Here is a 15,198-nt window from a genome sequence, read left to right as displayed (position 1 = left end):
CACAACGCGGCCTTCGCCGACCTGACGGTGCTGCCGCCGGCGATCGACGCCCTCGTGGATGCCGCGGCGGCGCTCGCCGCGACGGCGGTCGCCTACGTCTCCGACCCCGAGCTGCGCGCCGCGGCGGCGGCCGAGTTCGCGGCATCCGGCGGCCCGTCGCGCTGGGAGGATTGACGCACGAGGCAGTCCGGCGTGAGGGGCGGGCCGTCACCGGGGTGACGAACCACCCCTCCTCTTCGGGCGGTCAGGCGGCGTCGAGCCGTCGCGTGAGCCCCCACCCGATCACCAGGAGCGAGGCCCCGACGACGCTCCCGGTGAAGTGCGACAGCTCGACGATGCCGAGTGGCATCAGGTCCACCAGGGTGCGCAGGCGTCCGTGCACGGCCGGCGTCGCGCCCGACACCAGGAGCATCGCCCCGCCGCCGATGGTCATCATCCCGATGGCGGTGGGGAGGAACGGGCGGGCCAGGCGGTCGAGCGCATTCCCGAGCACGCCCGCCGCGCGCCGCGCGGCGTGACGGCGGCGCCACGCCTCGTACGAGGTGAGCGCCCCGACGGCGAGGACGAACGGCGCGAAGTAGAAGATCGCCCGATACGCGACGAGCGCGGCGAGGAGGGCCCCCGGTGGAACGGCATCGCCCAGCTGCACCACCATCAGCGTCTCGAAGACCCCGAGCCCGCCGGGGACGTGGCTGGCCAGCGCCAGGAGCTGGGCGAGGACGAAGGCCGACGTGAACCCCCACAACCCGACGGCACTGCTCCCGGGAAGGAGGACGTAGAGGACTCCCGCCGCCGCGGTCCAGTCGGCGAAGCCGAGGGCGACCTGCGCGACCGCCGTGCGCCAGTCGGGAAGGCGCCATGGGCGCGCGCGCAGCGTCACATTCACGCCGCCGAAGCGAGCGGCAAGCACGATGTAGGTCAGCACCGCCCCGATCGCCAGCGCCCCCGCGACGCGCGCCACCGCGGCGGCAAGGGGGAGGTGTGCGAGGAGGGCAGGGGGCTCGCCCGCGAGCGCCACCCCGCCGACTGCCGTGAGCGCGAGGAGGAAGGTGAAGCCCGCGAAGCCGACGGCCATCGCGATCTCCCCCGCCGACAGCCCCCACGACGACCAGAAGCGTGCCCGCACCGCGCTCCCCGTCACCGCGGCAAAGCCCAGGGTGTGCGAGATGCCGTAGGCGATGACGGATGCGGCGATGGTGCGCGCGGCGCCGAGGCGGCGCTTCACGTACCGCAGTGCCAGCAGATCGTAGCACGGAAGCAGGAGGTACGTGGCGACGGTCAGCGCGGCGGCCGATGCCACCTGCTGCCACGACAGCCTGTCGATCGCGGTGCCGATCGCCCCGGCGTGCAGCCGTGCCAGTTCGTCGCGCCACGCCAAGGCGATCACGAGGGCGACGCCGAGGGATGCGACGCCCGTCGCGGCGATGCGTACCGCGCGCGATCGCGCGATCGTGCGGATGGAGCGTATGGTCGTGCTCATTCCCCCTTCCTCGGTGCTGGCCCTGCGTTCGGACCATGGGAAAGGTCGAGCCGACGACCTTACGACGGGATGAACGTCCTACGCCGGGGGGGCGCCGGCGATGGCGCCCTCGTGGGCTTTCGGGAGGCGCAGGCGAAAGGTGCTCCCCGACGCCGACGAGCTGGCGAGGAGCGCCTCGCCGCGGTGCGCGCGGGCGATCCACCGCGCGATGGCGAGGCCGAGTCCGGCCCCGTCCACCGACCGCACCTCGGGTGCCTCGTGGGCACGGAAGAAGCGTTCGAACAGGCGCACCTGTGCCGGTGGGGAGACGCCGGGGCCGCTGTCGCGCACGTCGATGCACCAATCGCCGTCGCAGTCGGCGAGCGAGACGTCGACCGTCCCGCCGGGGTGCGAGTACTTGACCGCGTTGACCAGCAGGTTGTCGACGGCGCGGCGCAGGAGGGACTCGTCGCCGACCACCGGGGCATCGTCGCTGTCCGCCAGCTGCATGGTGATGGAGCGCGCGGCTGCCACCGTGCGCAGCCCCCGCACCGCCTCCTCGAGGACGTCGCGCAGGTAGAGCGGGGCGGGGCGCAGCATCGGCTCCCCGCTGTCGGCGCGGGCCAGGAAGAAGAGGTCGTCCACGACCGCGCGGAGTCGGAGGCTCTGGTCGCGGATCACGTACAGCGCCTCGCGCAGCTCGTTGCGCGCGCGGTCGTCGCGGGCCAGGGCGTGTTCGGCCTCACCGCTGATGATCGCCACCGGGGTGCGCATCTCGTGCGAGGCATCGGCGGCAAAGCGTGACTGCGCCTCGAACGCCTCCTCCAGGCGGGCGAGCAGCCCGTTGAAGACGGTCGCCAGGCGTGCGAGCTCATCCCCCGTGTCGGAGACCGGGAGGCGCTGGTGAAGGTTGGTGGCGCCGATCTGCCGCGCCTGCGCGGCCATCGCGTCCACCGGGGCCAGGCTCTTGCCTGCCAGCCACACGCCGCCTAACGTGGCGATCGCCATCACCAGGGGGAAGCCGATGGCGAGCGCCCAGCGCGCGTCGCGCAGCGTGCGCGCCCGCGCGTTCATGCCCTGCGCCACCGCGATCACCAGCTGGCGGGTAGCGAGGGCGTAGGGGAGCGTGAGCACCCGCACCTCCTTGCCCGCGTCCTCGAGCGTGACCACGGCGGGGTCACGCGGTGCGGCGCGGGCGGTGCGCGCCAGCGCCGCGGCCAGGGCCGGCGACAGCTCCATGGCCCGCGCCTCGCGCGGCGGGCGCCCCCCTCCCCCTCCCGCCGGGGTGGTGAAGTCGCGGCCGCTGGTTGCATCCACGACGTGCACCGCGACGTCGGGGAGCCGCATCGACGCCACGACAGAAGCCATCGCCACCGAGTCGGGGGCGCCGAGCTTGCGTTCGAACTCGATGGCCGCGGCGATCGTCGCCGCCGACTCGGCCAGAAACTCGTCCACGCGCTCCTGGCTCGTGAAGGCGACGAACGAATAGGCCGCGAAGGCGAGGACGGCGAAGAACGGGGCGAAGACCGCCGTGTACCAGAGCGCGATGCGGACGCGGATCGAGCGGCCGCGCATCACGCGGGGGCGCGCTCCCCGCCGTCCGCCGAGAGGACGTATCCGGCGCCGCGGCGCGTGTGGATGAGTGGCGCCCCGCCGTCGTCGAGCTTCTTGCGCAGGCGGTTCACGTAGACCTCGAGCGCGTTGGTGAACGGGTCGTGGTTCTCGTCCCAGACGTGTTCCACCAGCTCCGCCCTGCCGATTACGCGCCCCGCATTACGCGCGAGGTACTCCAGCAGGACGTACTCCTTGGTGGTGAGGGCGAGGGGGCGCCCGGCGCGCTCGGCGCGCTGGGCCGCGAGGTCCACCGTGAGGTCGCCCACCGTGATCACCTGCGGCGCCAACTCGGGCATGCGGCGCAGCAGCGCGCGAACCCGCGCGTGGAGCTCGGACAGGTCGAATGGCTTGGTGAGATAGTCGTCGGCGCCGGCATCGAGCCCGGCCACGCGATCCTTGACCGCATCGCGCGCCGTGAGCATCAGGATGGGGACACGGTTGCGCCGCCGGCGTATCTCGGCGCAGACCTCGATGCCGCTCCGCCTGGGGAGCTGCACGTCGAGGACGATGACGTCGTACGGATTCACCGCCGCCTGCACGATGGCCGACTCGCCGTCGGTGGCCTGATCCACCGCATATCCCTGCTCGCGCAGCGACCGCATGACCAGGTCGGCCAGCCGAGCATCGTCTTCTACCAGCAGCAGTCGCATGGCGTTGGCATCCTGTAACGCTCCGTTAAGCCGAGTCCCCATAACCTCACACGCAGGACGGCGACACTCTCCCGTCGCCTCCCGGCGCCCGCCAGCGCCCACACCGACAACATAGCCGGAGACTTCCATGCAAGCACGACGCTACCTCGGGACGGCGGCCGCGATCGCCCTGTCGGCGAGCGCACTCGCCGCCCAGGCGACCCCAAAGCCCGCCATGCAGGCCCCTGCCGCGGCGCAGGTGAAGCACACCATGCAGGCCAAGCCCGCCATGCAGGCCAAGCCCGCCGTGGCCGCCAAGGCCGCCGACACCACTCATAAGGCGACGACGGTGGCCAAGGCCGCCAACGACTCCGCCAAGAAGGGGATGAAGCACAAGAAGCGCGCCACGCACAAGCCAACGCACTGACCTCCTTCTACACGGTTCCCGGCTAGCGGGTGCCCTCCAGGCGGGGGGCACCCGCGAGCGGGGCGTCGTCCATCCGCATGCGGTCCCGATTGCGCGTGAGCCGATGGCTCGTGGCGGCCCTGCTCGTGGCAGGGGCGCTGCTCGTCGCGTCTCCGCGCCGTGGCGCCGGGACGCTGACCGAGTATCCGCCCGGAGCCAAGGGGGCACGCCTCGCGCTGATCGTCACCGGTGACGACGGGGCGACCAGCACCATCCGGTCGCTGGCCCGTCACCTTGCAACCGACGGCATGCCGAGCGTCGTCCTCACCCCCGCGGATACCCTTGCCACGCCGGGAGCGGCGAGCGCGGCGGTCGAGCGCGTGGTGCGCGAGCACCTCGCGCGATGGCAGCGTGAGCGACTCGTCGTCATCGGCCTGGCGCGCGGAGCCGGCATGGCGCCGTTTGTCGCCAATCGGTTGGCGGGCGACCTGCGCAGCCGGCTCGACGCCGTGGTCATGCGCGAGCCGCACTCGCGCGTCAACTTCCGTCGCCGCTGGCACGCCCCATGGCGCCAGGGGACGCTCCCCACCGACCTCCCCCTCCTTCCGGAGCTCGAGCGCATGCGCGGGACGCCGCTCCTCTGCCTGTATCGCGACGGCGAGCGCGACGCCTTCTGCCCCTCGCTCGACGCCACCCTCGCGCGGCACGAGGTCGATCCCGCGCCGGGCGACGGCGAACGCGCCGGCGCCCTCCTCGCCAGGCGCGTCATCGAGTTCGCCCGCTGATCGTCGCCGGTCGCCCGGGCCCGCATGGTCCATCGCGGGCGCCTGTGGCGTCACGATGCAGCGGCGCCCGCGCCAGCGCGCGCGACCTCCTCCGTCGGGGTTCCCCCCGTGGCAGCCAGCACCCGCACGAACTCCTCGCGATCCATCACCTCGCGCGTGATCAGCGCCTGTGCCACGCGCTCCAGCGCCGCGCGCTCGGCGACCAGCGTCTGCCGCACCCGCTCGTGCGACTCGTCGAGGAGGCGCCTGATCTCGGCGTCGATCGTGCGCGCCGTTTCCTCGCTGTACTCGGCGCGCCCCGTCGCCTCCACGTCGAGGAAGAGTGCCCGCGTCGGACGCTCGAACGCCGCCAGCCCCAACGCCTTGCTCATCCCGTAGCGCGTCACCATCTCGCGGGCCAGGTCGGTGGCCCTCTGCAGGTCGTCGTGGGCGCCCGTGGAGTCCTCGCCGAACACGACCTCCTCCGCCGTCCGCCCTCCGAGCATGACGTCGAGGCGATCGAGCAATTCGCCGTGCGTCAGGAGGTAGCGGTCCTCCGTCGGCTGCTGTCGCGTGTATCCCAGCGCCCCGATCCCGCGCGGGATCACGGAGATGCGCGCCACCCGGTCGGACGTCGGGCGGCGCTCGGCCACGATGGCGTGTCCCGCCTCGTGATAGGCGACGATCGTCTTCTCCTTCGCCGTGATCACGCGTGACTTGCGCTCCAGCCCGGCGATCACGCGGTCGATCGCATCCTCGAAGTCCACCGCCTCCACCGCGGCCTTGTTCTTCCGGGCGGCCGACAGCGCCGCCTCGTTCACCAGATTCGCCAGGTCGGCCCCGACGAAGCCCGGCGTGCGCCCGGCGATTCCCGTCAGGTCGACGTCGGGGGCGAGCGTCACGTTGCGCGTGTGCACGCGAAGGATCTGCTCGCGGCCGCGCACGTCGGGGCGATCGAGGATCACCTTGCGGTCGAAGCGCCCGGGGCGCAGGAGCGCGGGGTCGAGGACCTCGGGGCGGTTGGTCGCGGCGAGGATGATGACACCGCTGCGCGTGTCGAAGCCGTCCATCTCCGCCAGCAGCTGGTTGAGCGTCTGCTCGCGTTCCTCGTGCCCGCCGAAGGCCGACGCGGCCGACCGCGCCCGCCCCAGGGCGTCGAGCTCGTCGATGAAGATGATGCTCGGCGCGTGCTGCTTGGCCTGCGTGAAGAGGTCGCGGACGCGCGCGGCGCCGACGCCGACGAAGAGCTCGACGAAGTCCGAGCCGCTGAGGCTCAGGAAGGGGACGTCGGCCTCGCCGGCGAGCGCCTTGGCGAGGAGCGTCTTGCCGGTCCCCGGGGCCCCCACCAGCAGGACTCCCTTGGGAATCTTGCCGCCGAGGCGGCGGTAGCGGTCGGGATTCTTGAGGAAGTCGACGATTTCCATCAGGTCGGCGCGCGCCTCGTCGATCCCCGCCACATCGTCGAAGGTGACGCCCGTCGACGTCTCCACGAAGAGCTTGGCCTGGCTCTTCCCGATTGCCATGACCCCGGCGGCGCCGCTCCCGCGCAGCAGCATGCGCCACAGGAAGAAGAGGAAGGCGAGCGGAAGGATCCACCCCAGGAGCGAGGTGAGGTAGCTGGACTCGACCTGGCCGGCGTAGGTGACTCCCGCGGCCTGGAGGTCTCGCACCAGCGACTCGTCATCGACGCGCACCGTCGTGAACGCCTGTGTGGCCGCGCCCTTGGCCCCCTGCGCCAGCTCGCGGGCGCGCGCCTCGCCGATGACCGCCGCCGTCCCGGCCACGTGGAGGAGCCCGGTGATGCGGGTGGTGCCGATCTTGAGGCTGTCCACCTTGCGCGCCGTCAGCAGCGCCTTGAACTCGCTGTAGGAGACCGTCTCTCCCTTGCTCGCCCCCCACATGGGGATGAGCAGGAGGGGGAGGACCAGCAGGGTGATGATGATCCATGGCGGGACGGTCGGTGGCTTCACCTCGCCGCCGGGCCGGGGAGCATTGCGCCGGGTCTCCTGTGCCATCGACACCTCCATGCAATGGGCGCCCTCCGGTCGAGGGTGCCCGATGGAAGGTGGGGCGCGAGGTGACGAAGGTCAGTCGGGGAATGTCGGGCTGTCGGCGCTCTGCTGACGACGGTCACCCCGACTTCCCGTTGTGCGACGGCGGTCGGTCCGGCAAGCTGTGCCTAGGGGACGCTGGCGGCGCCTTCGCGAGCCCCCGAGGAGGAGGCCATGTGGCGGAACGTCGGCACGCTGGACCGCGCGATCCGAATCGTGGTCGGGATCGCGTTGTTGACCTTTGCCCTGGCTGGCGAACGGACCACGTGGTGGGCCCTGATCGGGATCTTCCCGCTCGGCACCGGGCTCACCGGGATCTGTCCCTTGTATCGCTACCTGAACGTCTCGACGGTCAGGTGAGGAGGCGTGATGTCATCCCCCATGCCGCATCAGGGTTCCACCCACCAGTCGTCGGTGCGCATCCCCGCCGGGCGGGCGATGCTCGACGCCGACCTCACCATCCCGGAGGGGGCGCACGGGATCGTGATCTTCGCCCATGGGAGCGGGAGTAGCCGCAAGAGCACGCGCAACCGCGCCGTCGCCCAGTCGTTGCACGTGGCGGGATTGGCGACGCTCCTGCTCGACCTCCTCACGATGGAGGAGGATGCGGTGGACCGGTACACGGCGCAGCACCGGTTCGACATCCCGCTCCTCGCGTCACGCCTGGTGGCGGCCATCGACTGGGCGGTCGAGGCCCCCGAGACGCGCGCCCTCCCGATTGCCCTGTTCGGGGCATCGACGGGGGCCGCGGCGGCCCTGATTGCAGCTGCCGAGCGGCCGGCGCTCGTGCGCGCCGTCGTCTCGCGCGGCGGCCGCCCCGACCTGGCCGGGGCGTCGCTCCCGCACGTGCGGGCGGCGTCGCTCCTGATCATCGGGAGCCGCGACGACGAGGTGATCGCGCTGAACGAGCAGGCGGCGGCGCAGATGACGTGCCCCAGGGAGATCGCCATCGTCGCCGGGGCGACGCACCTGTTCGAGGAGCCGGGGACGCTCGAGGAGGTGCAGGTGCTGGCGGCGAAGTTCATCCGCGAGCACATCGCCACGGTCGCGGCGTAGCGCCCGCCGCGCGGGGGAGCAGCTGGCGGGCGTGGGCGCACCTGGCGGGCATGGGTGCACCTGGCTAGCGCACCTTCCTGAACCGGATCTCACGGCTCCGCTCATCCACGTTCACGACGAGCCCGGTCACACGACCGCGTGCATCGCGCGCGAAGGCGACCGATCGCAGGAACCAGCTGGTGGTGCCGTAGTCGTCACCCCATCGGCGCTCCAGCGGGAACACCCCGTGGCGGCGGTGCCGCATGACCAGGGCGCCGTCGCGCTGCTCCACGTGATACGTCGCCTGCAACTCCTCGCTGAAGTACTCACCCACGGCGTCGCGCACGGGGAGCGGGGTGGGCTCGGTGGCGGGCATGCGTGGCGCTGGCCGCCCGCGGTACACCAGGTGCGACACCGCGCCGTCGCCACCGTTCACGAACGTCATCGCCGCGCCGTAGTTCGGGACCCAGAACTCGCGTTCGCCGCGGGCGACCATCGGCACCGCCGCCTCGTTGGTGGCCTGCACGGTGAGTGCGGCGCCGTCACGACGCACGCGCGCGTACCAGCCGGGGCCGAGGCGATACGTCCCCACGTACCGCTCGAGCGTCGCCGCCGGCATCGCCACCGCCGGCGCCTCGGTGACGGCCACGTCGGGGGGGCCGGTGAGCTCGCGGCCAAGGAAGATGTCGGCCACCTGAAACGCCGATCGTGACGCGTTCACCGCCGGCGTGTTGGCGAGCACCACCACCCCGAGGCGTTGCTGGGGGAAGTGCACCAGGTACGACACGAACGACGCCCACGACCCGCTGTGCGCCACCGTGGGGGCCCCGCGGTACTCGCCGTGCGAGACGCCGAATGCGTAGGGGATGGTCGAGCCGTCGTTCAGCACCCCGCGCGTGCGCGTCATGGCCAGGGCCCGAGCGCCTCCGACCCGCGCCGAGTCGAAGTTGACCACCCAGCGCGCCAGGTCCTCCACGGTGCTGAGGAGGGACGACGACCCCAGCGCCGTCAGGTTGTTGGTCGTGTGCCGCCAGCTGCCATCGGCGGCGCGCGCATACCCGAAGGCGCGGTCGGCGACCACCAGCGCGTGGTCGTCGCGGAAGACGCTGCGCCGCATCCCCAGCGGCGCGAAGAGGTTCTCCTCCGTCCATGCGCGGAACGACTTCCCGGTGACGCGCTGCACCACTTCGGCCAGCAGGTTGTAGCCCGTGTTGCTGTACGTGTACTCGGCGCCGGGGACGAAGTTGAGCGTCCGCTGGTGAAAGGCCATCGTCAGGATCTGGTCGAACGAGATCACGTCGTCCATGCGCCACCCGGCCACCCCGAGCGTCCCCGGCCAGTCGCGCAACCCGCTGGTGTGATGCACCAGGTGATTGATCGTGATCGGATGCCCCATGTCGGCCATCTCGGGGATGTAGCGCCGCACGTCGTCGTCGAGTCGGAGCTTTCCCTGGTCGGCGAGCATGGCGATGGCCATCCCCGCGAACTGCTTCGACACCGAGGCCACGTCGAAGACGGTGGCCGGGGTGATGGGGACCCGGTGCTCGAGGTCGGCCATCCCGTACCCCTTGGCGAAGATCATGCGGCCGTCGCGCACGACGGCGACGGCGAGGCCGGGGGCGTCGGTGCGGTTGTGGGCGGCGAAGAGGGAGTCGACGCGCGCCGCGATGTCGCGCGGCGGTACCTGCGCGCCCAGCGGCATGGTGACGGCGATGGCGCACCAGGCGCCCAGGCGCAGGACGAGAGCGGAAGTGGGATGCATGGGAGAGGGCGGGCGACGTGGGAGGTGACGAATCATCCAGATGCCTCGCGGGTCCGCGCCGCGCAAGGGCGCGCGCCCGGCGCGATCCCGCGTGACGTGCCGGTGCCGAGGGCAGCGGAACGGCGTGGCGGGGCGTACCTTCAGCGACCATCGCCGCTCCGGAGCCTTCCGTCATGTCCTTCCCTCGAATCTCACAGCGCCTCGGGCGACGCATGCCCGTGCTCGTCGCCGCCGTCATCGCACCGCTGGCGCCGATGGCCGCTGCGAGCCAGGCGACGCCGCCAACCCGGGCAACGCCCACGGTCGATACCCTGCACGGCATCGCCGTCGAGGATCGCTTTCGCTGGTTGGAGTCCCAGACGTCGCCGGACGTACTGGCCTGGATCGAGGCGCAGAACCGGTATGCGTTGCAGGTGCTGGGGCCGGACACTCCGGGGCGGCGTGCCCTGGGCACCCGGTTGCGCGAGTTGATGGACGTGCCGCAGTCGTCGCCGCCGAGGCGCGGCGGTGACCACGAGTACTTCACGCTGCGGCGGAAGGGGGAGGAGGTCGCCGCGATCTATCGCCGCCGCTGGGCGCCCGAGGCGGGGCGCATCGTCCCCGATGCGCAGTACGAGCGCGTCGTCGACCCGCTCGCGCTTCGCGCCGACGGGACGACCAGCGTCGCGATCGAGGCGCTGTCGCCCGATGGCTCGCTGCTGATGTACTCGGTGCGCGACGGCGGGCCCGACGAGATCACGGTGAGGCTCCGGGACCTGCGCACCGGGCGCGACCTCCCCGACTCGCTCCCGCGCGCGCTCTACGCCGCGCTCTCGTTTGCGCCTGACGGACGCGGGATCTACTACGTCCACCGTTCGCGCTACGAGGGACCCCGCTTCCGGTACCACCGGCTCGGCACGTCGCCGGGGAGCGATTCGCTCGTCTACGGCGAGTTCCTCCCCCCCACGCACTTCCTCGGGGTGGCCACGGCCAGGGAGGGGAAGGTCCGCATCTACACCATCGGGCACGGGTGGGCGCGAAACGAGATCGTGCTGGAGGATACCCGGACCGGGACGCGCACGCGCATCACCGAGGGGCTCGACGCGCACTTCACGGCACAGGTCGTCGACGACGAGCTGTGGATGCGCACCGATCTCGACGCCCCGCGCGGCAGGATCGTCGCGGTCGACTTCGCGAACCCCCGGCGCGAGGCCTGGCGCACCGTGATTCCCGAGGGCGAGGACGTCATCGACGCCTTCGCCCTCATCGACGGAAGGCTCTACGTCACCTACCTGCGCAACGCGAGTCACCGCATCGCCGCCTTCACGCGCGACGGGGCGCCGGCGGGCGAGCTGCCGGTCCCGCCGCATTCCACCGTCGCCCTTCGGGCCGGGGGGCGTGGCACCGCGCTCCTCACCGTCACCGGCTTCGCGCAGCCGAGCGTCACCTACGCCGTCGACCTCGCCTCCGGCGCCCGCACGGTCGACGAGGCGAGCCTGATCCCCTTCGACACCGCCGCCTTCGAGGTGTCGCAGCACTGGTACCGCTCGAAGGACGGGACGCGCGCCCCGCTGTGGGTGGTGCAGAAGCGCGGGCACGTCCGCAGCCGCAACACGCCGGCGCTGCTCAACGGCTACGGCGGCTTCACGCTGAGCCTCGGCCCGCGTTTCGACCCGCGCGCGGCGCTCTGGGTGGAGCGCGGGGGGATCTACGTGCAGGCCACGCTGCGCGGCGGCAACGAATTCGGCGAGGCGTGGCACCAGGCGGGGATGCTGCTCAACAAGCAGAACGTCTTCGACGACTTCATCTCGGCGGCCCGGTTCCTCGTGGACTCGGGCTTCACCGCGCCCGAGCGACTGGCCATCCGCGGCGCGAGCAACGGCGGGCTCCTGATGGGGGCTGCCCTCACCCAGCGCCCGGAGCTCTTCGCCGCTGCCTTCGTCGGCGTTCCCGACCTCGACCTGGTGCGCTTCCCCTGGTTCGTCACGCACAACAACGCGCCCGCGCTGCTGGAGTACGGCGACGCGCGGAACGCCGAGCAGTTCGCGGCGATCCGCACGTACTCGCCGTACCAGAACGTGCGCGACGGGGTGCGGTACCCCGCCGTCATGGTGCAGACGGGGATGAACGACACGCGCGTCCCGCCGTGGCAGGCGCGCCGCTTCACCGCGCGGTTGCAGGAGGCCACCGCCTCGGGGAAGCCGGTCGTCCTCCTCCACGACCTGCGCTCCGGGCACGCCGGCGGGCGCTCGATGAGCGGGAACGTCGCCCTGGCCACGCAGGAACTCGAATTCCTCCTGCGCCACGTCGGCGCCCTGCGCTGAGCCTCGTCCGCACTCGCCCGGACGACCGTCCATCCGCACGAACCATTTCATGCCTAACGTCATGTCCCTCCGTTCCGTCACGCAGCTCGTCCGAGTGCACGTCGCAGGCGTCGCCATGGCCGCCGCCGCCTCGTCGCTCGGTGCGCAGGATCTCTCCACCCTCCCCTGGCGCCACATCGGCCCCGCCTCGTTCGGCGGGCGCATCGACGACATCGAGGTCGCCCCGTCGCGGACGGGGCGGGGGAGGGCGATCTTCGTCGGGACCGCGGGGGGTGGTGTCTTCCGCTCCACCAACAACGGGACGACGTGGTCCCCGGTCTTCGACCGTGACGGGCGTTCGACCTCCATCGGCGACATCGCGGTGGCGCCGAGCGACCCCGGGATCGTCTGGGTCGGGACGGGCGAGCCCAACAACCGGCAGAGCTCCACGTGGGGCGATGGCATCTACCGCTCGCTCGACGGCGGCGAGACGTGGACGCACATGGGGCTCCGCGACACGCACCACATCGGGCGCGTCGTGGTGCACCCGCGCGACCCGAACACCGTCTTCGTCGCCGCCCTCGGCCACCTCTGGGGGCCTAACGCGGAGCGCGGCGTCTACCGCACCACCGACGGCGGTGCGTCGTGGAAGAAGGTCCTGGCCGGCGACAGCGTCACCGGCGCGGTCGACCTGGCGCTGGACCCCGACGGGCGCACCGTCTACGCGGCGATGTACCAGCGGCAGCGTCGGGGTTACGGCTTCATCGGCGGTGGTCCGGGGAGCCGCCTGTACCGCTCCCGCGACGGCGGCGACCACTGGGAACCGCTCACCAACGGCCTCCCGGTGGGGGTGAAGGGGCGCATCGGGATCGCGATCGCCCCCAGCCAGCCGAGCACGGTGTATGCCATCGTCGAGGCCAAGGTCGGCGGCGTCTTCCGCTCCGATGATCGCGGCAACAGCTGGACGCGCGTCTCGTCGCTGAACCCGCGTCCCATGTACTACTCGCAGATCCGCGTCGATCCGCAGCACCCCGACCGCGTCTGGGTGCTCGGCACCTACCTGCACAAGTCGATCGACGGCGGGAAGACGTTCACGACCGACAGCACCGGCGACCGGATCCACGTCGACCATCACGCCCTGTGGCTGGACCCGGACGACGGGAACCACATGGTGCTCGGGAACGACGGAGGGCTGTACCTCACCCACGACGGGGCGAAGAGCTGGGACTTCGTCGACAACCTCCCCATCGGGCAGTTCTACGACATCGACGTCGACGATCGCGACCCCTACTACGTGTATGGCGGGGCGCAGGACAACGGGACGTGGGGGCTCCCGGCACGCACGTACAACGGCGTCGGGATCACCAACGCCGACGTGATCAACGTCGCCTATGGCGACGGCTTCTTCACCGTGACCGACCCCGCCGACCCGCGCTACATCTACGCCAACTCGCAGGGAGGGCGCGCCTACCGCGTGCACCTGGCGACACGCGAGGAGCGCGGCATCCGCCCGGTGCCGGCCGACACCGGGGAATCGTACCGCTTCAACTGGAGCACGCCGATGGTGCGCTCGCCGCACGATCCGCGCACGGTGTACTATGGCGGCAACAAGCTGTTCCGCACGCGCAATGGTGGCGAGTCATGGGACGTGATCAGCCCGGACCTCACCCGCAAGCTCGACTGGAAGGCGCTCCCGATCATGGGGATGGTCCGCGATTCCACGACGCTGTCGCGCGACGACGGGGTGAGCGACTACGGGACGATCACCACCATCTCCGAGTCGCCACGCACCGCCGGCGCCCTCCTCGTCGGCACCGACGACGGCCTGGTGCAGCTGTCGATGGACGGGGGCGCGACCTGGAGCAACCTCTCGCCGCGCTTCCGCCTCCCGGCGCCTCGCTGGGTGAGCCGCGTGCTCTGGTCGGCGCACGACGCGCGGACCGCCTACGTCGCCTTCGATGGCCACTACGACGACGACATGGCGCCGTACCTGTTCCGCACGACCGACGGCGGTGCCACGTGGGTGAGCGCCGTCGGCGACTTCCCGGGCGGGCACGCCATCAAGTCGCTCGCCGAGCACCCCTCCAACCGCGACGTGCTCTTCGCGGGAACCGAGTTCGGCCTGTACGTCACCTTCGACGGCGGCCGCACGTGGGTGCACGCGGGCGGGTCGCTCCCGCGCGTGCGCATCGACGACATCGCCATCCACCCGCGCGAGAAGGACCTCCTGCTGGGAACGCACGGGCGGAGCATCATCGTCCTGGACGACATCGCCCTGTTCGACCGGGGGGCCCCGGCGGCGGCTCCCGGCGACGCCGCCCTCTATCCCATCCGTCCCGCGTCGCAGCGCTACATCACCCGGGTCCTCCCCACCCCGGGGGCGCGCAACTTCCAGGCGCCCAACCCGCCGCAGGGGGCCATCGTCACCTACGCGTTAGGCGCGGCGACCACGGCGGGCGACACCACGGCCCGGCTCGTCGTCACCGACGCGCAGGGACGCACCGTGCGCAGCGTCGACGTGAAGGCGACGCCTGGGCTCCACCGGACGGCGTGGGACCTGCGCCACGACCGCGCCCCGGGGGTGACGGATGCCGACGAGGGGTGGTTCGGCGTCCCCGCCGGACCCTGGGTCCTCCCCGGGCGCTACACGGTGACGCTCACGGCGCGGGGGAAGCAGCTCTCCCAGCCCGTCGACGTCACCGCCGACACGCGCGTCGAGATCGCCGCCGGCGCGCCGCAGGCGCGGCACGAGGCGTCGGTGCGGCTGGCGGCGCTCCAGAAGTCCTTCAACGACGGCGTCGAGCTGCACAAGCGCATGGCCGCCGAACGGTCCCGCCTCGAGACGGCGCTCGCCTCGACGCCGTCGCGCCGCGACTCGCTCGCCCCGCTCATGGGGCAGGTCAGGCAAGGGCTCGACTCGTTGAGATCCCGCTTCGGCGCGGGCTTCGGAGGTCCCAAGTTCGGCCTGCTCGACCTCGACGGGTCGATGCAGGCGTCGTCCACCGCCCCGACCGTCGCCCAGCAGCGCGCGCTCGAGCAGCTGGCGGCGAAGCTCCGCGAGGACCTCACCGCCCTCAACGCCTTCCTGGCCGGCGCCTTCGCCGACCTGCAGCGCCGCGCCGCCGGGGCCGGGGTCACGCTCGCCCCCGTCCCGGTTCCGTGACGCCAGCGCCACCAGCACCCCGCCCCACCTCCC

Annotated in this window: 11 protein-coding genes; 6 read left to right on the top strand and 5 right to left on the bottom strand. The window is 72.0% G+C overall.

Annotated features, from left to right (window positions below):
• Nucleotides 1–244 precede the first annotated feature (244 nt).
• From ABS52_08610 to ABS52_08600, 3 genes are all read right to left on the bottom strand, one after another.
• Nucleotides 245–1,480: a hypothetical protein gene (locus ABS52_08610; protein ID ODT03656.1), complete on the bottom strand. Its 1,236-nt coding sequence runs from the start codon at nt 1,478–1,480 to the stop codon at nt 245–247.
• 78 nt (nt 1,481–1,558) lie between these two features.
• On the bottom strand, nt 1,559–3,034 hold the full coding sequence (locus tag ABS52_08605) for a hypothetical protein (protein ODT03655.1): 1,476 nt from the start codon (nt 3,032–3,034) through the stop codon (nt 1,559–1,561).
• Nucleotides 3,034–3,723, bottom strand: a complete 690-nt coding sequence (locus ABS52_08600; protein ODT03654.1) for a DNA-binding response regulator — start codon at nt 3,721–3,723, stop codon at nt 3,034–3,036. Before ABS52_08600 ends, ABS52_08605 begins: the two co-directional genes overlap by 1 nt.
• Before the next feature lie 127 nt (nt 3,724–3,850).
• Between ABS52_08600 and ABS52_08595 the strand changes: the two genes are divergently transcribed.
• Both ABS52_08595 and ABS52_08590 read left to right on the top strand, forming a co-directional pair.
• Entirely contained in the window at nt 3,851–4,129 is a 279-nt protein-coding gene (locus ABS52_08595) for a hypothetical protein (protein ID ODT03653.1), read from the top strand.
• A gap of 89 nt (nt 4,130–4,218) precedes the next feature.
• Entirely contained in the window at nt 4,219–4,893 is a 675-nt protein-coding gene (locus ABS52_08590; GenBank protein ID ODT03652.1) for a hypothetical protein, read from the top strand.
• A gap of 50 nt (nt 4,894–4,943) precedes the next feature.
• Here ABS52_08590 and ABS52_08585 read toward each other — a convergent pair whose 3' ends face one another.
• Nucleotides 4,944–6,842, bottom strand: a complete 1,899-nt coding sequence (locus ABS52_08585; GenBank protein ODT03659.1) for a cell division protein FtsH — start codon at nt 6,840–6,842, stop codon at nt 4,944–4,946.
• A 255-nt stretch (nt 6,843–7,097) separates the two neighbouring features.
• On the opposite strand from ABS52_08585, the gene ABS52_08580 reads away from it, so the two are divergent.
• Entirely contained in the window at nt 7,098–7,283 is a 186-nt protein-coding gene (locus tag ABS52_08580) for a hypothetical protein (GenBank protein ID ODT03651.1), read from the top strand.
• Between the two features lie 21 nt (nt 7,284–7,304).
• On the top strand, nt 7,305–7,979 hold the full coding sequence (locus tag ABS52_08575; GenBank protein ID ODT03650.1) for a hydrolase: 675 nt from the start codon (nt 7,305–7,307) through the stop codon (nt 7,977–7,979).
• Between the two features lie 64 nt (nt 7,980–8,043).
• Here ABS52_08575 and ABS52_08570 read toward each other — a convergent pair whose 3' ends face one another.
• Nucleotides 8,044–9,720 carry a hypothetical protein gene (locus tag ABS52_08570; protein ID ODT03649.1) on the bottom strand — a complete coding sequence of 559 codons (1,677 nt, stop codon included), beginning with the start codon at nt 9,718–9,720 and terminating at the stop codon, nt 8,044–8,046.
• Between the two features lie 212 nt (nt 9,721–9,932).
• Here ABS52_08570 and ABS52_08565 point away from each other — a divergent pair, with 212 nt between their 5' ends.
• Both ABS52_08565 and ABS52_08560 read left to right on the top strand, forming a co-directional pair.
• Nucleotides 9,933–12,023: a hypothetical protein gene (locus ABS52_08565; GenBank protein ID ODT03648.1), complete on the top strand. Its 2,091-nt coding sequence runs from the start codon at nt 9,933–9,935 to the stop codon at nt 12,021–12,023.
• Nucleotides 12,024–12,084: 61 nt separating this feature from the next.
• Nucleotides 12,085–15,165, top strand: coding sequence for a hypothetical protein (locus ABS52_08560; protein ODT03647.1), 3,081 nt, complete (start codon nt 12,085–12,087; stop codon nt 15,163–15,165).
• Nucleotides 15,166–15,198: the final 33 nt, after the last annotated feature.

It is taken from the genome of Gemmatimonadetes bacterium SCN 70-22, from assembly GCA_001724275.1.
Lineage (GTDB): Bacteria > Gemmatimonadota > Gemmatimonadetes > Gemmatimonadales > Gemmatimonadaceae > SCN-70-22.
Note: the sequence above shows the minus strand (reverse complement) of the source record. Positions and strands in the feature narration are given on the sequence as shown.